Consider the following 18,484-nt stretch of genomic DNA (forward strand, 5'->3'; position numbering starts at 1 on the left):
CAATCAAGGAGTTTATTCCCATATGCTACCCTCGTTATAGACAACCATGACCGACAGCCAGTTGAACTTCATTCCAGCCACCGTGCCAAGTGAAGTCTGAGTAACGTGCTCATCTTCCAACGTCAGGTTTTCGAATACCGTCACTCTAGAAGTCGGCTTGACTTCTTGGGCCAACAAAAAGCGAGCCGTTAGCGACGGCATCTGACGGACGCCAGACAGGATGATCAGGTTCAAGCCATTGGACAGCGCCTGCACCATCCGTTTCCGTTTCAATCTAAGGTCTCTGCCGCCATCCCTGGGCAACGGATGATAGGTGATAATGGCTGAATCAGCCAGGGATATTTTGGCCTTGGCCGCTGCCAACTGGACAGAACTGATCCCGGGAACGACTTGAACGTCGAAACCGTCAAAAGTCGAAAGCAACTCGTTAAGACCAGCCGGCGCCACCAATGGATCTCCGGTTTTAAGTACTACCACCGTCGAACCGTTTTTAGTCGCCTGAATTGCTGCCTGGTCGGGAATCTCCAAGTAATTATGGCATTCCTGGAGGAATATCCTTTGATTTCGTACCAGGCTCGCTACCGGCCTAAAATCCTGTTCCCAGCCGACGAGGATATCGGCAGAGATCACCAGTTCCCGCACTCTTCTTGAGACCCAATCGGGTGAGCCCGGTCCGACACCAACGATATATACTTTGCTTTTATCCACTAGGGATTCCTTTAAAAGTCGCCGTCTTGTTGAATATTTCAGGATAGAATAATTCAGCCAGCTTTTCGATTCCCTCCACCATCCGGGGGCCGGGGCGACTGATCAGGTCGCTGCTCACACCATAAATACGGCCTGTCTGCCTCGCCTTGGTCCCGGCAATAGCAGGCTCTTTACGAGCAATCTCTAAAGGTTCTTGGGGATTTGCTAAGTATCCCGTCTCTGCAATGATAATATCCGGATCGCTTTTAACAACGTCAGTAAACGTCGGGTAGGGATAATAATCGCCGAAATCCCGACCGACGTTGTAGCCACCGGCAATATCGGTAAGAGTGTCTCCGATAGTTTTAGCGCCGAAGGTTTTCCAAGTGCTTGATTCATGCAGATAAAAAACCCGAGGCCGGTCCTTTGCTTTCACCCGAGCGACCTTTGAGCTCACAAAGCAGAGCCGGCTTCTAATCGATATCTCAAGTCCGGCAGCGGCTTGGTCTTTACCAACACACCAACCAATGATTCTAATAGCTTTAATCATCTCTTCAATGGTGTTTGCCTCAAGAACAATCACCGGGCAACCTATTCTTTCAAGATCAGACAGCAAACCTTTTAAATGGATAGCAGCGGCGATGATCAGATCGGGTTTGCTTTCTCGGATGAGATCAAGGTCAACCGTGCTAAAGCCGCTGACTTTAGGTTTGGACCTGGCATCCAACGGATAGTCACAATAATCGGTAACCCCGTACAGGTTATTTTCGGCCCCGAGCGCGTAGACGATTTCGGTACTGCTGGGGGCAAGCGAGACAATCCGGGTTTTGGGGACTTCCAGCCACATCTGACGGCCGGCCTGGTCGGTGATCACAAGCTGGTTATTTAAGACTGTATTCATTATTTTTTCAGACCGCCTTCCAGATGATAGTTGGGGTCCTTGGCCAGTTGTTTTCCAAAGGCTATTTTACAGGCCTTGGTAACCGTGCTGGCCATAAGTTCCCCTAGTTTGGTGTGGCCGCCGGCGTACCGGCATTTGAATTCGCTGCCCGAAACAACAATTATCTGGTCGGTGCCGGTGCCGGTTGCCTGGAGGGTGGGATTGAATGAACTATGGATACCCAAATCCTGCAAGGCGACGTCTTTGGCTTCGGTGGCCGTAATAAAACTCGATGCCATAGTTCCCAGGGATAGTCTGGCGTTGGTGGTTAGAACGATATTGATCGTACCGCACGGCTGATATTTGCCTTCTACCTCTGTACCGCAGGCTTTGTCTACTCCAGCCCGCATAGCATTGTGGCGGAAACCCGCGGTGACCCAGGAATGTACCCAAAAGTTCTGAAAACTCTCGGAGGCCTGTGACATGTCTTTCATGTCCACCCCGGTGGCCAGCGTCGTGACTTCCCTGGTGGGCACACCGTAACGATCAGCGATCACTTTTACCAGATCCTTCAGGTAGTTATCGTAGCTCAGGTCATGAAAATGTAGGTGATCGCACAGATCTTTGGGCATATAGGAGTTGCAGACAAGTTTAATGCGCCGATATCCCCCATCACCCGAGAGGGACGCGTGCGGTTCATCAAACCGTATCACCAGAGTGTTGGCATCGGTATTCCAGGCTCGGTGGGTTACAATTTCGGTTGAGCCACCAGGAAAAACACCTGCCTCGGCGGTACCAGTAACCATCACTGAAGGTCCGAAATTGGGGTTTACCATCGCGAATAAACCTCTGATTCAGCCCGCACTTTTTGGACAATTTCGGAAAGCGTCTGCACTGCCCTTTTGATATCCTCGTCCGTAGTGTGTTTGCCCAGCGATAATCTTATGGAACAGTTGGCCAAATCACGGTCGAGCCCGGTTGCCAGGAGCACATATGGGGCTTCGTGTGTCGCCGAGCTGCAGGCCGATCCTGTGGACACGCAGATGCCTCGCTTGGCTAGTTCCCCCGAGAGATACTCTCCCTCCATGCCCTCAATGCTGACATTCACATTTCCGGGCAGACGCTTATCGGGATGGCCGTTAAGGCGCGAGCCGGGAACAGAAGTCATGATCCCGGCTATAAGATCCCGGCTCATCTTTCTAAGGCAAAATTCCTCTCCGGCTGATTCATACCTGGCGATCTCGGCAGCGGCGCCCATGCCTACGATCGCCGGGACATTTTCGGTACCCGATCGGAGCCCTTCCTCCTGACCACCTCCGAAAATAATCGGCGACAGCGCCACGCTTCCCCGGGCATACAGGGCGCCAACGCCCTTCGGGCCGTAAAACTTATGGGCGGACAGCGACATCAGGTCGATATCACTTCTCTCGACATCGATAGGAAGATGCCCTACTGCCTGGACGGCATCGGTGTGAAACAGGACCCCAAGTTTCTGACAGATGGCGCCAATCTCAGCTACCGGCTCGATCGTGCCGATGACGTTGTTGGCAGTCATGATACTGACAAGGATGGTGTCTGGCCTGATCGCATCCCTGACGTTTTCGGGAGCCACTATTCCGAAAGGATCGACCTCAAGATAGGTCACTTCAAATCCGTTTCGCTCAAGATTCCGGCAGGCTTCTAGCACAGCATGGTGCTCGATTTGTGAAGTGATGACATGCCGCCCCTTAGATACGTTGGCTCCCGCCACACCCAAAATGGCCAGATTATCTGCCTCAGTGCCGCCGCTGGTGAAAATAACTTCGTTTGGTTGGCAGTTAATGAGCTGGGCAACTTGTTCCCGCGCCCTCTCGACCGCTTCCCTGGCCCGGCGGCCCAAGGGATGAATCGAAGACGGATTGCCGTAATCATAGTAAAAATACGGTAGCATCGCTGCCACCGCCTCAGGATCGACAGCCGTTCCGGCGGCATGATCAAGATAGATCACGTCGTCTAAGTGCCTATCGGGATTATTTAATCGGATATCGTTTTCCTTTTAACAGGCACGAGGCCGGGCCTGAGATTTTTTAACGTTATAGGCAACGACCGCCGCGTCGATGTCCTTACCAAGGCCTTCCACTTCTTTCAACTGATCCTGGGACAGTTTGGCGTATTCTTCATTCATCGCCGAGAAAGCGATGAGCTGTACCCCAAGTTTGCGTTCGAGCGCCCGGACTTTATCCAGCGCAGCATCATCAAGGGGTTTGACCGGGATCTTTACGAAGCAATGGGCTAATTCTTTGGCCATTTCCAACCTCCAAGCGCTTAAAATACGTAAAATGCCAGCCAGAGGACACTTGCACTGAGTGCGATATCGGTGGCGGCCATGAACCAGAAGAGATGCACCGCATGACCGATTACACCTGGGGCCAGGGGCAGATCGGCATCTCCCAGGGCGTAGTGGGCGTTTCGATCGAGTCTGACCTCAAGGGCACCGGCAGCAGCCGCCATCGGCCAACCCCCGTTCGGGCTTTCGGTTTTAGCGTGGTCCCGCATCGTAATGTGCCAGGCCTTTTTCGAGTTCAGACCGGTAAGCCAGGCTGCGGTGATAAAGAAGAATGCAGTCAGCCTGGCCGGGATAAAGTTAACGACGTCATCGAAAATGGCGGCGAATTTTCCAAGGTATTCGTACTGCCCCCGGTGGCCCAGCATGCCGTCAAGGGTATTGGCTACCCGGTAGGCCACGGCGCCGGGCACTCCAAGGATGAGAAAATAGAATAAGGGAGCAACCAAAAAATCCGATGCATTCTCGGCCAGGGATCTGACGGTCGAAGACACGATTGGTGGGACTGTTTCATCAAGCGATCCTCGTTCAACCGTGGTAAGCAGATAGCGGATCTTCTTGTCGGCGTTCTCAATCTGTAAGTCGCTACCCTTGAGATATTTTTCCACTAACAGCGACATCTGGCCATTGAATTTAAGGCAGAATGTCGGCTTCAGGATGATTACCCCGATTAGGAGATAAAGGACGATATTTAAACCTTTCAACAAGCTCAAGAGCCAATAGGTGATGCCACCAAAAAAGGCGATCAGGATAAGGGAAGCAAACATGCCAAAAACGAATTGCAGGGTGTGGTTCTTGATCCCAAGCCCGATCTTTTCTACGACAGAGATCGCTCGCCCGATCCAGACGGTGAGGTGGACGGCTGCCGGGGGTTCGGCAATCACCAAGTCTAACAGCACCGCACCTAAGAGAATCCAGATGTCGTAACTCACGGATATATCCCTGCTTCAGCTGCCTTCAGAAATCTATGCCTTTCCTGGCAAAAATACCTTTGTCGTATGGATGCTTGATTTTGTGAAAAACACACACCTGGTCAGCGCGTTCTAGAATCCTTTTATCGGCAGTTTTACCGGTAAGAATCATTGACATCCCGTTTGGCTTGGAAACCATCAGTTTCACAATGTCGTCGGCTAAAATCAGACCGTAATACTGGGCATTGATAATCTCGTCGAGAATCACCAGGTCAAAACGGCCTGACTTTAAAATAGCTCCGGAGTATTCTAAAGCCTGCCGGGCTAGCACCTTGTCCTGGGTCTCGGCATCAGCACCGCTTAAAAAGCCGCTGCGGCCGAAAACGGCGTATTCGACCCCCAGGTTTTCCAGGGATCTGTATTCCGCACCTTTCCGTTTGCCTTTCATGAAGAAAACGACGCCTACTCTTTGCCCCAGAGCCTTGGCTCTAAGCACCTCGCCCATCGCTGCCGAGGTCTTGCCGCGCCCGTCCCCATGAAACACGTGTATTTTGCCAACCGTAGTCATTGGATTCGGCATCAAACCGCCTCAACCATACCATTGCTTTGGAAATATCTCTGGGCTACCTCGACGCACTCCGGCCCGGTGCACAATACCTGAGCATCGCGGCTGGTGTCGCGGTAGGCAGTGACTCCTTTTAAACCTAAATCATAGGCTTTCAAAAACATGGACTTGATGTCTTCCACGGTAGCACTTTTTGGAAAATTAACCGTCTGAGAAATGGCATTGTCGATGTGTCTCTGGAAAACTGCCTGCATCCGAATGCACCACTCTGGATCAATGTCCCGGGCAGTAACGAAAAGCTGGCGGAAAGGCTCGGGGATTCTTTGGCAGTTGACTGGGCTCACCCCGGACAGGAGTTCCTCAACGAGTTTGGAGTTGAAGAACCCAAATTTTTTGGCGATTTGTTCAAAGGCTTGGTTAATATCCAATAGACGCTCACCGTCGAGAATATTGCGTACCATGACCATGGCGTATATTGGATGAATGCCGCAAGAAGTATTGGCCAGGATGCTGGTCGTACCGGTATTGGTGAAGGTCAGGCAGGAGGCATGGCGCATCGGGTGACCATCCTGACGATCAAAAACGCTCCCAGTGAATGCCGGAAAAGTCCCCCGTTCCCTAGCCAGGTTCTCGCTGGCTTCGTAGGTTTTTGTGCGGACAAACCACATTAGTTCATCGGCTATTTCCAGCGCTTGGTCAGAATCGTAACGGATGCCAAGTTTGATCAGGAGTTCTGCAAAACCCATGAGCCCTAAGCCGATTTTCCGAGTGGCTCTCGATGCCTTTTCGACGTCGCCAAGCGGATAAAGATTAACATCGAGAACGTTGTCCAAAAACCTCACCGCTTTCGGAATAACATCTCCCAGCCGCAGGTAATCGATCGAAGGTTTCTCACTATCCTCTGAAACCATGAGCGACAGGTTTATCGTTCCCAGGGTAGCGGATTCGAAAGGCACCAGGAGCTGGCCACCGCAGGGATCCGTCGTCTCGAAATTACCCAACTGGGGGGTGGGGTTGCTGTCATTTATCCGATCGATGAACATGATCCCCGGGTCTCCGGTCTCCCAGGCGCCTTCTGCAATGCTGTCCATAATTACCCTGGCAGGGATTTCTCCAGTTACCACACCGTTACGGGGATTAATCAGTTGACAATATTTTCCATGCCTGACCCGATCAACAAAGTCATCAGTGATCTCGATATTCGTGGCAAAATTGGCTGAGGCCGACCCATCTCGCTTAGCCTGAATGAACTTGAGGATATCTGGGTGGTTGACCGGTAGGCTTGCGGAGTTACAGCCACAGCGCACCCCCGCCTGTCGTATGTAATTGGTCGCTTCGGAAAACACCTTGATCAGTTTGACCGGCCCTCCGGCAGAGCTCAGATTTCCGGACACCAGGTCACCTTCCGGCCTGATGTGCCCGAAGGAAAACCCGGTACCACCGCCGAATTTATGGATGGTCATCGCTTTAACCAAGGCACAACTTATACCTTCAATCGAATCCTCAACAGGCAGCACGAAACACGACGATAACAGCCCCCTTTCGCGACCGGCGTTTAAAAGGGTCGGCGAATTGGGCAGGAATTCAAGTCCGGTCATCATCCGATAGAACTCATCCGCCCATGCCGTTTCGTCTGTCTTATAACGCCTTTCTACCGAAGCGATGACGTTGGCTACCCGGCGGAACATGTCCTCGGGCGTCTCGATAATGTTTCCACCCTCATCCTTTTTAAGATAGCGCTTGTTTAAAATAATGCGGGCGTTTTGGCTAAGTTCCATCTTTTACGACACCACCACTGGTTTCCATTGGCCGCTTTTCTCTTCTGAGGTGACCGTTGTCACGTTGTTGAGATAAAGTTTTGCCATTCTGGCGGCGTTTTCAACCTGCTCGCGGGTCGCCGAATGCCACGGCGCCTTGGGTACGGCGAAATAAGATGTCACGCGGAAGAGAATGTTCTTATCGATCCCGGCAATAAATTTTGCCAGTTGCTTTATATCAGGCTCTTCCACGATACCCGGAATGTACGCTATCTCGGCCTGTAACTTCTTACCGTTGTCAAAAATGTGTTTGAAATTGGTCATGATCGTTTCGTTCGTTTGCCCGGTATATCTTTTGTGGGCTGCTTTGAAGTAAGTTTTGAAGCTGAATACTACCTCATCGATATCTTTCAGGTCGCCCACCTTAAGCCCGTTGGTTAGAAGAATCTGTTGACTATGGTCTCTCTCATGGAGGGATGCCGCCAAGGCCGGCAGTTCGGGATCCATGATAGCCTCTTGCCCCATAAAAATAGTGTATTTCGGATCGAGGCCTTGGGTTTTATGCAGGACCTCTGCCAGAGTAAAAAAGTGGGTTGGCGGCTCGGCTGGGGCGGCATGAGACAACTGTTCAACCGCATTCTCATTCAGTCCCAAGTCATGAATCTCAAAATTCTTGTAGCAGCCAAGGCAATGGAGATTGCAGCCCCAAAAATGGAGGTCTAAAATCCGAAAAGATGGTTCATAGGTGATGTGGTAGACATTCATAACGCTTAACAGGTTTCTTTGGAATTTCGGATGCTTGTCGCTATTGCCTCCTGGGTCGAACGGATTACAGAAAGCGCCATCATCTCACCCATAATCGTATGGCCCTGGACGTACTGGCACTTTTCTCCAAAACCTGAAGCCACAATCACCTGGTCGGTGCCAGTCCCGGTAGCCAGCCACTCCGGGTGCTTGGAACTCCTGATGTCGAGTTCCTGGAGAGCCACATTTTTGGCTTCGGTAACGGTGATGACCGACGACACCAAAGCCCCAGGGTCTAACGTCCCATTGGTCACCATGACGTGGCAGATCGTGCCAAAGGGAATGAACTGTCCTTTCCTCTCCATGCCCACTGATTTATCGCGGCCAATCCGGACAGCGTTGTGGCGTACACCCGCGGTGGTGAAACAGGCGACCCACAACTCCTCGTAGCGCTCTACCGCCCACGCTAAATTCCCCATCGGCACACCGGTGGAGAGGAAGGCAGTGTCCCTGATGTCCACCCTGTGTTCTGTGAGGATGTCTTTCAGCAGTTGCTCATAGTAGTAGAAATGATCTTTACTCTGATCATGCATGTATAGTCCGAGTTCGTCGGGGATGTGGCAGTTAAAAAGTATTTTCGCTTTGACTAACCCATGACGACTGCTGATGACATTTCTAGCCTCGTCAAATTTTATGGCAAAGACATTGTTGGGTACGCCAAGCGCCGTATAATAAATGGTCTCGGCAGAAAGACCTTCGAGTTCGGTTACAGGGCGTCTTTCGATCGCTGAAACTGGCATAAATACCCCTTTCAATACAGCCGGATTACTTCATATAGCAGGTCGGCTTTGGTGAGTTCTCTTTTGGTCTGCTGAGTACTGTAGACATTGGCAAGGTGTTGTTTGGCGATGCCGACCGCTTCTTTCATCTCTGCCGGCTCAGGTGCCCGCCAGGGATTATCCCCGGATTCAAAATAAGCATCTATGCGGTATGGAATGCTTTTATCAACCGAACTAATGAACCTGGCAATCTTCTCAGTCTCATCAAACCCAATATACCCGGGGATAAAGACGCTCTCGGCTTTCAAAAGGACACTAGAATCATGGTACCGCTTGAAATTTTCAAGGACGAACGAGTTCGAAAGACCGGTATATTCTTGGTAGATTCGAGGCGTCACCGCCTTGAGACTGACTATCACCTCGTCAATATTGGCCGTGTCCGCCTTGGCCACTCCGTTAGTATGAAGCACTACCCTTGCGTTCCGGCCCTTTAAATAGCGGCAGATCTCCGGTAGCGTCGGATCAAGCGATGCTTCCTGGCCTTCAAAGGCTACCTCGGCAAGTTCCACTTTTTCCAGGATGGTTATGAGTTCATCAAATGAAAGCGATCCCGCCGGAGTCTGCGGCGGCCTGAGCCGGGGATCCCGGAAGACCACGTCTAGGTTTTCCTCCAGTGCCATGCAGTTGATTTCTTTATGGCATAGACACCCTTTACATTTTAAGTTGCAGCCCCAGTGAAACAGATAAGCCTTTTTAATCGCCGGCGCGTAGGCGATGTGATAGACGTGCGTCAGGCTTCTTTTCAGGGCGCTTAAACTGGGTGTAAATTCGGTCAGGGTAGCCATGCGTTGTTCCTTATCGATAAAGATCTATGTTCTAAATCAGGTTTGTCCTAAGACTCATATTTAAAAAATTCGGCAAGCCCGGCGGTGAACCCCGATTACACCCGAGGAGCCCACGGGAAGGGTTTCACAGCTTATTAAGCCAGACTGAGTCGCGCAGTCAGGCACCCCGGTTTCCCCCACCACAAAGCTTGCCGCGGAATCATCAATTCTTTTCCTTCCTTACTACCATGCAGGATATCCAATGGAAATTGCCAGCGGCCACTTCTGATAGAGTAAGAGTGCGGACTTGTTCATCCGCACATCCCATGCATTCACCCACCACTGTTTCAGTGTTTTTCGAGATCCGATTCTTCAGAAGGAAAGATGCCGTCTGAGACAAGGTCTGTTCAATGTCACTTAAAACAATCAAATTGTAACCGTTGCGAAAAGACCGGATCATCCGCTGCCTTTTCCGCATCAGGTCATTTTGGTCTATATTGCCTTGGGGATCGGGAGCGTAAACCACCAGCAGCGAATCCTCGAGTGATATGCAAGCTGCCGCAGCGAGGAGTTGCAGGCTCGAGATGGCAGGAACTAGCTCGATTTTGTAGCAAGGAAACAGTTTTTCGAAATCATGACTGGCAGGGTAGGTAGTGGGATCATCCTGGATTAATACCGCCACATCTTGATTACTTATTAGCCCCAGTTCCCAACTTTGGTATTGAACATTCTGATAAGTCGACGCATCCTGCTGCAAAACGACTTTTTGCTTCAAATTAAGTCCGAGTTCTCTAAGCGACCGCGGCCATCCGATGACGATTTGGCTTTCATCAAGCGATCTCTCTGATATCGGAGTAATGAACTCACCATTGCCCGGGCCTGTGCCGATTATCGACACCCCAACTTTGTTGGGTTGAGACAGGTCCCAACAACCCGCCGCCTTAGACAACCCGTTCCACTTCATGCAGGATTTCCTTTTTCACACCCTGGCAGCCCGATACGTTGGTCAGGTAACGGCTTACTCGCTCAACAGCCTCTGCAACTTCTTCCGGTTTTGTTTTCCGCCACTTGTTTTCCCCTGCCGGAAAATAAGGCAAGACGTAGTAGGGGATATTCCGGTCGATTCCGGCGATAAATTGGGCGATACGCTCAATTTCGGCGATCTCCACTAGTCCAGGAATCAAAATCGAAGCCGCGGTTAGTCTAACCCCGGAACGGGCGTACCTAATGAAGTTATTCTTTACCGGCTCAGCTGATCTGCCGGTATACCACTGGTGAAGTTCCTCCGTGATGGCTTTGATACCCACTTCAACCGAATCAGTGTCGTCCATTGATGGCATCTTGAAGCCGTTTGTGTAAAGGACGTTTTCTGAGTTGAACTGCTCATGGAAAGCTTTGGTGATCGCCGCGTAATTCGGATCGAGAGTTGCTTCTTCGCCAGTGAGATATATTCGTCTGGGATTGAGTTCATCAAGTCGATCAAGCACTTGATCCAGGTCTAACAGGCGCTCCGGCGCATTCGGAGCATTTGCAAAGTATTTTTGGTCATCATCTTTAAGGAGGTGATCGTAGATACCTTCCTTGCACAAACATCCCAAACAGGCCATGTTGCAGCCCCAGAAACGTAGTGAAACACTGTCGGTGGCTGGAGTATGAGTGATATGGTAGATATTGGTTTTCAAATTTATACCATTGAGTTGGATAATAACGCGGTTTCTTCGCCATATTCGGGTTTATCGATAAGTGAACAATTGTCAATTTCGAGATACCAGAAGGGCGATACAGTTGGTTTGCCATCGTATAGGCCGCATTCTTTGAAGACAACCTTCTGTTGTCCTAAAGCAAGCCGCTTTTTAAAGATCGGCCCGTCAACAGTTAGTGTATGGTACAAACCTACCTTACCATCGGTTGAGGTGACATATAGTGATTTAAGTTCATCCAGCAAATCTCGGTCGAGAGTTCTCCCGAGCCAACTTCTACCTAATTTCGAATTATCCGCGGCGATGATCAGACTCACAAATCCGGAATCTATGAGATCGTTTATGATTGATTCACGATCTTCATCCCAGAGAGGTAAGATCGGTTCCATGTCTGCCGCTCGACAGACTCTTTCAATCCACATCCGGTGTTCCAGGGCATCGGGATTACCAAGGCTGACATCGCCAAAAACGGCACCTGTGATACCGTCTTTTCTGAAATTCTGAAGCATTTTGATGTAATTGGTGGTATAACCGGCTCCGTCAGTCCAATTGGCAGTCAGGGGGATATCAATGGCTTCTGCCTGCTGCTCAACTACTTTAAGGGTAAGGTGATGAGGATAAAGCCGCCCCACTTCACGCGTGAACATGCTGGCAACGCATCTAACGTTATGGCCAATATTGAGTGCTCTGAACAGAGATAGCGAACAGTCTTTTCCACCGCTCCAAGATACGAACACATCCATCGATTTCTCCTTGTCTACCATAACCAAGTCGATCCAGAACTAGTTCACTAGTTACTGTATCGGAATCCAACAGGAAGCATTTCGGGAGGCCATTCATCTTAAAATATATCAGTGTCGTTTCGTGGGTTTCAGTAATGTCCATTACATAGACCTAGGGACCTATTGAACCAATTTCTCGGAATTATTCTCGTACAGTATTCTCATAAAATAGTCGCATGCGTTGGGCTGGGGTTACCAGCCCAACGCATCAAATTGAGAACTGATCTATACTGCTTTACCTTTGTCTTGAGGAGCCTGGGAATAGACGGACTCTACCTTTACAGTACCAACTCCAGTAATGTTTACGCCCATGGCTTCCTTGATGGCTTTAGCAAAATTGTCAAATAACGGCCCACTCGTGTGATATTTTTGAAAACTTCCTTTTATTTGATAAGCCGTAAATGGAGGGGCTATTGGCAAATTGATGGCAACGATTGCAACTTTTTTCGTTTCTTCAAGATTTTTAAATGTCCTGGTCGTTCGGCCATACAGATCTGCGAATGCAAGAGTCTCGTCATCTACGGCGGTCATACTAGTTTTAGGTGTGACATTTAATTCACCCTTTTTACTTATCGTCGCAACCATTTTGGGAACGCTCGGGTTTTGGAACAGAGCAACCACTTCTTTTGTCATTTTGGCCATTTTATTTAAATCCTTTCACCTAATAATAATCACTAGACTCAGGTCACTTTGAATCTGCCCTATATTTGCATCCATTCCTCCAGATTCTTAAGCTGCAAATTCAGGAAGCGTTTTTTAAAAATGAATTTGCTATGACTAATTCGTTGTTCACTAAACCGAGACATACCCCAGTAATGGTGACATCTTTCCCGACCACATTATTTAATTGAGTGTCTGAAAGTATTTGGATTTGCACAATGCATTTTATTTTAAATAGATCACTTGGATTGTCAGACCCGACAAATAGATAATAACCGACAGAAGCACTGACAGCATCAACCTGCTTTTGCCATGAGATAAGCTTCCCGCTAAGAACCACATCCCGTTCGAGGTAGTTCTTGTTTGCATCTGAAGAATTGGTGGCATAAGCGGTAAAAAGTTTCGATGCGTCCAATATAATTGGAGTATTTGATCCGCTTGTCGTATTCACTACCACATGGGTCGTACTGGTTTTTGCATCTACATGATCTGTAATTGATATAACACTATAGGTCATGCTTATCACTGCACAAAGTACAATGGGTGAAGTAATAACGATACTGCGTAATAAACATTTACTATCGATTGACTTAATCATTTTTTTCATTGGAATATCAAATTAATTATCTTGTAATTTATGACGCAAGAATTGTCTGCAAGACAAATAGGGACCGGCTGACTCGATAATTATTTAAGTGATTCAGGTTTTAGCAGTCTGAGCCAGCCGGTCCCTATTTTGTTCTACACTTTTTCGTGAGTTCGAGATCGAACCATCAGCTGAGTCGCGATTCCCAATAGTATTAAGCCTGGAACCCCAAAGAGAAGAGCCGACATTGCCGCAGCTTTCGGATAGTGCTCTTCATATGTCCCAACGATGTTTTGAAGAGCGAATAGTGTTGAAAGCAATCCAATAGCAGATAGAACCCACACGTACCATTGAACCGCAATTTTATTCGTTCGAACCCAATAAATAATCGAGGTTAAAACGATCCCTAAACCAAGAATCCCTAAATACCAATACCACATTGTACTTTCCTTTCTCGATATTTACGTCTGATCCATACCAAAAATAGGCATTTCTTTTCCGAGATTCCACCAATCTTCATATTGTTCAACAGGTAGTTGGCCGAAACCGAAAGCATCATCCATTGACCTGACCCCCTAAAACGAGTCCAGTTTCATGTTAGACTGGAAAATAAGAAAGGGGGAAGCAGATGCCCAGGAAATCTTTCACGCCAGAGCAGATCATCAACAAGCTCCGAGAGGCTGAGGTCCTTATCAGCCAAGGTACTACCCTCTCCGTAATGCTCAAGAAGATCGGAGTCAGCGACTGCACCTATTATCGCTGGCGCCAGGAGTTCGGTGGCATGCGCATCGAGCAGGCAAAACGACTTAAGGAACTCGAACAAGAGAACGCACGCCTGAAGCGCCTGGTGGCTGATCTATCTCTCGATAAGGCCATCCTGGCCGAAGCCGCCCGGGGAAACTCCTAAGCCCGTCCAGGAGAAGGAAGGTGATTATCCGAATATCGGATGCACTTCATATCTCCCAGAGGCGGGCATGTATGGTATTAGGTCAGACGAGATCTACTCAACGGCGGAGTCACAACTCAAGTGCCGAAGAGGAGAGTCTGACGGACGATATCATTTCCCTGGCCACCAAGTTTGGCCGGTATGGCTACCGGCGTATTACGGCTATGCTCAAATCGGAAGGCTGGATGGTAAATCACAAGAGGGTGGAAAGAATATGGCGGCAGGAAGGTTTAAAGGTGCCCCAGAAGCAACCAAGGCGTAAAAGACTATGGCTTAACGACAACTCGTGCATCCGTTTGAGGCCGGAACACAAGGACCACGTTTGGAGCTACGACTTTGTTAAACGTAGGACAGAGAACGGCAAGGCTTTCAGGATACTGACCATTATCGATGAGTTCACTAGGGAGTGCCCGGCGCTGCTGGTGGCCCGCAGTATCCCTTCTCATGATGTCATAGACCAGCTTTTCCAACTCTTTGTGCTCCGGGGAATACCTGAGTACATCCGCTCCGACAATGGAACCGAATTCACCGCCAGGCAGATACGCAAATGGCTGGCCAGGATTGGAGTTAAAACGCTATTCATCGAGCCAGGGAGCCCATGGGAAAACGGCTACATTGAGTCCTTCAATGGCAAGCTCAGTGATGAACTCCTGGACCGGGAAATATTCAGTACGTTAACTGAGGCGAAGGTATTGATTGAGCAGTGGAGGAGGGACTACAATCAGATCCGGCCCCACAGCTCACTCGGCTACCGTCCACCGGCGCCAGAGGCCAAGATAGCTGCAATAACTACTTAAGAAGTGGTATCGCTATCGGGGGCAGGTCAAATTTAGCTACCGCTTTGGTCAACATTATTTTAAGATGTGAATTACTTACCTCTTGTATCGAATACGGTATCCCAACCTTGTCGGCAAATTCGCTTATTATTTGTTCTTCAAACTTGATTCCTTTAAACCTAAGCGCAACCATTTTTGTCACGTTGGAATCAAGGACAACTCTCCCATTTTTTGTGTTTAACCCAAAACCATCAATAACTTCCTTCCTCCATTTAGTCAAAAAGGGTTTACTCAACATCCATTCATTATTCCTTAAGCATTTTCGTAACAACGAAGGGGGAAGTGACATTTCCCAACAATTCTTCCCTCCCAGCATAGATATCGAGTAATCACGGTATTTGTTCATGAGTTTCTCAAGATCAGGATGGCAAGATCCGTAAATAATAATAGTTGATTCATTTGCTATTACTGACTTGTCAATCTGTGTTCTTAACGTTTGACTACCAACTGGAAAAAGGCAACAGGGTAACACCGGATATATAGAATAGGCGTTATCAGGTAACGTTTTTGTTACCAATCTTACTTGGTCAAGCATCGAAGCGCAGGTTAAAAGGCCGATTCTCATTCCATTTTCTCCAGCAACGAATCTTTAAGTATAGTAGGAAGGGCCAATATGCTGGGAGGGAAATTGCATGATGATAGGTAATTATCCATTAACTCCGGTTTTAGAATAAATATATTCCCCCCCAAGAGAACACGTATATCCTTACCACGTAACAATTTAAGAAATCTGTCTAATAGAATAATGTGGTTATATTGTGGCAAGGTGACTACGATGAACCTACCGTTTATGAATTCGGTTTTTTGTCTTTCAGGGTTTAGTATTGACGTGGGTCGAGCTCGAAACCCTGATAATGTCAACAGTAGATAAATTAGTTCAACGGATTTAGGTATGAACTCAGAAAAATAACAGATTGGGATAACTGTTTCAGATAAATGGTGAGACGCGATAAGCGATAATCCATGATTAACAAATTTCAATGCGGCATTTAATTCCGCCGCATTCACATTTCCTGCTTCCCATTGAGTGGTTAAGTCGCAAACAGTGGCGAGCAGTTCCTCACTCGAATATATTCTTTCAGCATTGAAGTCTTTTTCAAGAAGGTCGTTATAGAACTGTATACGGTTAACGCTGGTCGCTGGCATGTAAGAATTCCTTTTATTAACCAGGAAGTATTATAGCATGCCTCATGGTAACAAAATGGTAAAAATAGGTAACGGTATGGTTGGTTTGATCGGGAAAGTTTTATTCGTTTGAAACCAGTTTTCTCTGTCCTAAAATGATCGAGGAATATTGAGGAGGCTTGAGCAAAATGGGCATGTGGCCAAACATAAATTGCATTCACTCGATTGTTCGAGGCTGTGTTTCTTACACAAATGCGTCTTATTAAAAAACAATTTTTTACCTGGCACTGTATATTCGTTTGACATCCCCTCGAACGTAGGCGGTTCCCAACTCGCTTCAGAATGGTTCGAAATCGCGCCGCTCGGACATACGGTTGCACATTTAAAGCATGTATGGCAATAGCGAAACACCCCGGAATCTATTGGACCGGTGGGAGCTAACGGGAGATCTGTGATCATACTGAAATAACTCGAATTGTTCTGAGGCTTTGGACAAAAACAATAATTGTTATTCCTTGTGACCTCGGCTAGTCCTGACAATATCGCGGCGGCAGCGGCAGGCAACAGCCCCTGTGTATCATCCATGTACCCCATGCCTTGGTATCCGATAGCTCTCAGGAAATCCTGAAGACACGTTTGTACAGCTGTATGCGTCCTATAACTGTTATCGTAATAACGCGGTCCCCAGATCGAAGAATTTTCGTGAGTCGAACGAATCGGAGGCATCATGATACTGACAATCCAAAGTTTTTTCTTTGGTATGACATATCGGTTTGCCGACTCGTATGCCCGGGTAACATCCTCGAATACGATGGGTTTTATAATATCATTTGGTGGCGGCCAATCATGCGTGAAATCATTTGTTGTAGCTTTTGTCTTCCCATATTTTGCAGGAGGATTATTGTTTCCTCTCGGATAGGTAAAAAGCAATTTACGCTCGAGGCTGTTAAGCTCCATGGTCCCTATTGTGTATGCGCCAAAGTACCGAGCAGCAGCAGTTAGAATTCCAAGGTTTTCTTCCGGTGTACCTTGCCAAGTTATAGGTTCCCTGTAAGCGGAAGATGTTTCTGCATGTTCACGCCCCAAAAACGTCTTCGCAAAATACGGTTTGATCCTACTACCTTCGATTAAGGCTTGACGGAAAAGTGTTAGTCGAGAGTGGCGTATTTCGGATAGTAAAGCCCTGTGTCCCGAGTTGATTGAATCGTAAACTGCTTGGATTCCGCCAATATATTTAGCGAGACTATGGATCGTGTGCAAAGACTCTCGTCCGTCAAAACGGTGAATATTTTCCCAATTAATTTCACAAGTGGGGTGGTTGATTTCGAGAGGTGAAACCCACCAAGGTCGTTGATTTTTGGCTAATTGGGATGCCAGCACCTCGTCAAGGTCATGGAAAGTGTCACTAGCAATTGACTGTTGAAAAACATGTGAAGGGAGATCAAAGTGGGTTGTGAAGGCTTTTTCTGTGTGGGTAACATGATATTTGGTCATAAAACCACTGCATAAGTTAAGACTGAGATAGGCATTGGCAATTTAGATTCGGGACTAGTTCTTCAACTTCATTTCTGGGGTGCAATTCCATCTCTTTTAGGAACCAATTGCTTATGATAAATTTATGTTCCAAATCGTCCTTAACTATGCCAGCCTTTTTAAGATTTTTCAGGACGTTAGTTACCATTACTCTGGATGTCCCAGTCAGCGCTCCCAATTCATCGTGAGTCATTCTAAAAGCCAATCTTCGGCCATCCTTTGTTACTTCACCGTGTTCTTGAGCCAGACGGCCAAGCATCCGAGCTAATCTCGTCTGAGTATCACAAATTGCCATGTCAGCCAGCCGCTCATTCATCGTTCCCAAACGTTCGCTTAAAATTCGGATTGTTTTGATCGCTATTGACGAATTCTGAGCGATAAGTGATTCGAAATCTGTCTTATAACAGGCGCAAAGGCGGGATCTTTCCATAGCCTGAGCTGAAAGGGCATGAACACTATCGTTGAATAGGACTTCCTCACCGAAAAGATCGTGTGATGTCAGATAGCCCAAGACAATTTCTTTGCCCTCATCGGACGTCTTGAAAAGCTTAATTTTGCCCTCGAAAACCATGAACACCGCTGTCGAAGGCTCCCCCTGCATGAACAGGTATTCACCTTTACCATACATCGGTCGGCGAAACAAAGTCCGAACATATTCTTTCTCTGAAGCATTTAGCGATTCGAACAACCAAAAGTCAGACATACAACCTATCATTTCAATCCCACCCTCTTAACACTAGTAACAAAAATGCCTCTGCGCAGAAAAATCCCTATATCAAAATTATATCACTAGCCTAAGAGACGTGGTGTAATCCGTAATACATAATTTTGGGACAAATTTGTTTG

General features: G+C 48.0%; 21 protein-coding genes. 1 reads left to right on the plus strand and 20 read right to left on the minus strand.

Annotated elements, in window-relative coordinates; genetic code table 11:
- Window positions 1-12: 12 nt before the first annotated feature.
- The 16 genes from cbiE to Dform_RS09885 all read right to left on the minus strand — a co-directional run bounded on the left by cbiE (window position 13) and on the right by Dform_RS09885 (window position 13,219).
- Complete coding sequence (gene cbiE / locus Dform_RS11655) at window positions 13-708, minus strand: precorrin-6y C5,15-methyltransferase (decarboxylating) subunit CbiE (RefSeq protein ID WP_225973681.1); 696 nt, start codon at window positions 706-708, stop codon at window positions 13-15.
- Window positions 701-1,588 carry an ABC transporter substrate-binding protein gene (locus Dform_RS11660; RefSeq protein WP_225973682.1) on the minus strand — a complete coding sequence of 296 codons (888 nt, stop codon included), beginning with the start codon at window positions 1,586-1,588 and terminating at the stop codon, window positions 701-703. The genes cbiE and Dform_RS11660 overlap by 8 nt, the downstream gene beginning before the upstream one ends.
- Complete coding sequence (locus Dform_RS09820) at window positions 1,588-2,403, minus strand: adenosylcobinamide amidohydrolase (protein WP_225973683.1); 816 nt, start codon at window positions 2,401-2,403, stop codon at window positions 1,588-1,590. Before Dform_RS09820 ends, Dform_RS11660 begins: the two co-directional genes overlap by 1 nt.
- A complete protein-coding gene (locus tag Dform_RS09825) occupies window positions 2,397-3,554 on the minus strand; it encodes a cysteine desulfurase family protein (protein WP_225973684.1) in 1,158 nt (385 codons plus the stop codon). The genes Dform_RS09820 and Dform_RS09825 overlap by 7 nt, the downstream gene beginning before the upstream one ends.
- 48 nt (window positions 3,555-3,602) lie before the next feature.
- Window positions 3,603-3,854 (minus strand): hypothetical protein, encoded by a 252-nt coding sequence (locus tag Dform_RS09830; protein ID WP_058437531.1) that lies wholly within the window; start codon window positions 3,852-3,854, stop codon window positions 3,603-3,605.
- Between the two features lie 17 nt (window positions 3,855-3,871).
- Window positions 3,872-4,822 (minus strand): adenosylcobinamide-phosphate synthase CbiB, encoded by a 951-nt coding sequence (cbiB, locus tag Dform_RS09835; RefSeq protein ID WP_058437533.1) that lies wholly within the window; start codon window positions 4,820-4,822, stop codon window positions 3,872-3,874.
- Window positions 4,823-4,847: 25 nt separating this feature from the next.
- Window positions 4,848-5,381 carry a cob(I)yrinic acid a,c-diamide adenosyltransferase gene (locus Dform_RS09840; protein WP_058437535.1) on the minus strand — a complete coding sequence of 178 codons (534 nt, stop codon included), beginning with the start codon at window positions 5,379-5,381 and terminating at the stop codon, window positions 4,848-4,850.
- The gene (locus Dform_RS09845) at window positions 5,381-7,144 is read right to left on the minus strand and encodes an adenosylcobalamin-dependent ribonucleoside-diphosphate reductase (protein ID WP_058437537.1); all 1,764 of its coding nucleotides are present in this window, start codon (window positions 7,142-7,144) and stop codon (window positions 5,381-5,383) included. The genes Dform_RS09840 and Dform_RS09845 overlap by 1 nt, the downstream gene beginning before the upstream one ends.
- A gap of 3 nt (window positions 7,145-7,147) precedes the next feature.
- On the minus strand, window positions 7,148-7,888 hold the full coding sequence (locus Dform_RS11125) for a radical SAM protein (protein WP_058437538.1): 741 nt from the start codon (window positions 7,886-7,888) through the stop codon (window positions 7,148-7,150).
- Between the two features lie 5 nt (window positions 7,889-7,893).
- A complete protein-coding gene (locus Dform_RS09855) occupies window positions 7,894-8,667 on the minus strand; it encodes an adenosylcobinamide amidohydrolase (RefSeq protein ID WP_058437540.1) in 774 nt (257 codons plus the stop codon).
- Between the two features lie 11 nt (window positions 8,668-8,678).
- Window positions 8,679-9,491, minus strand: coding sequence for a radical SAM protein (locus Dform_RS09860; RefSeq protein ID WP_058437545.1), 813 nt, complete (start codon window positions 9,489-9,491; stop codon window positions 8,679-8,681).
- 202 nt (window positions 9,492-9,693) lie between these two features.
- A complete protein-coding gene (locus tag Dform_RS09865; RefSeq protein ID WP_058437548.1) occupies window positions 9,694-10,434 on the minus strand; it encodes a cobalt-precorrin-7 (C(5))-methyltransferase in 741 nt (246 codons plus the stop codon).
- Window positions 10,412-11,152, minus strand: coding sequence for a radical SAM protein (locus tag Dform_RS09870; RefSeq protein WP_058437551.1), 741 nt, complete (start codon window positions 11,150-11,152; stop codon window positions 10,412-10,414). The genes Dform_RS09865 and Dform_RS09870 overlap by 23 nt, the downstream gene beginning before the upstream one ends.
- A 2-nt stretch (window positions 11,153-11,154) precedes the next feature.
- Window positions 11,155-11,913, minus strand: coding sequence for a Dph6-related ATP pyrophosphatase (locus tag Dform_RS09875; RefSeq protein ID WP_225973685.1), 759 nt, complete (start codon window positions 11,911-11,913; stop codon window positions 11,155-11,157).
- A gap of 264 nt (window positions 11,914-12,177) precedes the next feature.
- Window positions 12,178-12,594 (minus strand): pyridoxamine 5'-phosphate oxidase family protein, encoded by a 417-nt coding sequence (locus tag Dform_RS09880; protein ID WP_058437556.1) that lies wholly within the window; start codon window positions 12,592-12,594, stop codon window positions 12,178-12,180.
- Window positions 12,595-12,694: 100 nt separating this feature from the next.
- Entirely contained in the window at window positions 12,695-13,219 is a 525-nt protein-coding gene (locus tag Dform_RS09885; protein WP_076004830.1) for a hypothetical protein, read from the minus strand.
- Window positions 13,220-13,826: 607 nt separating this feature from the next.
- Here Dform_RS09885 and Dform_RS09900 point away from each other — a divergent pair.
- A protein-coding gene (locus tag Dform_RS09900; RefSeq protein ID WP_099092355.1) for an IS3 family transposase occupies window positions 13,827-14,941 on the plus strand; the annotation gives its coding sequence in 2 pieces (ribosomal slippage) (window positions 13,827-14,091 and window positions 14,091-14,941; 1,116 coding nt in all).
- Here Dform_RS09900 and Dform_RS09905 read toward each other — a convergent pair.
- From Dform_RS09905 to Dform_RS09920, 4 genes are all read right to left on the minus strand, one after another.
- Window positions 14,934-15,545, minus strand: coding sequence for a DUF1638 domain-containing protein (locus Dform_RS09905; protein WP_076004831.1), 612 nt, complete (start codon window positions 15,543-15,545; stop codon window positions 14,934-14,936). The genes Dform_RS09900 and Dform_RS09905 overlap by 8 nt on opposite strands.
- The gene (locus Dform_RS09910) at window positions 15,542-16,126 is read right to left on the minus strand and encodes a hypothetical protein (RefSeq protein ID WP_058437567.1); all 585 of its coding nucleotides are present in this window, start codon (window positions 16,124-16,126) and stop codon (window positions 15,542-15,544) included. The genes Dform_RS09905 and Dform_RS09910 overlap by 4 nt, the downstream gene beginning before the upstream one ends.
- A 129-nt stretch (window positions 16,127-16,255) precedes the next feature.
- Complete coding sequence (locus tag Dform_RS09915; protein ID WP_076004832.1) at window positions 16,256-17,599, minus strand: reductive dehalogenase; 1,344 nt, start codon at window positions 17,597-17,599, stop codon at window positions 16,256-16,258.
- Window positions 17,600-17,615: 16 nt separating this feature from the next.
- A complete protein-coding gene (locus Dform_RS09920) occupies window positions 17,616-18,341 on the minus strand; it encodes a Crp/Fnr family transcriptional regulator (RefSeq protein WP_225973686.1) in 726 nt (241 codons plus the stop codon).
- Window positions 18,342-18,484: the final 143 nt, after the last annotated feature.

The organism is Dehalogenimonas formicexedens (genome assembly GCF_001953175.1).
Classification (GTDB): Bacteria; Chloroflexota; Dehalococcoidia; order Dehalococcoidales; family Dehalococcoidaceae; genus Dehalogenimonas; species Dehalogenimonas formicexedens.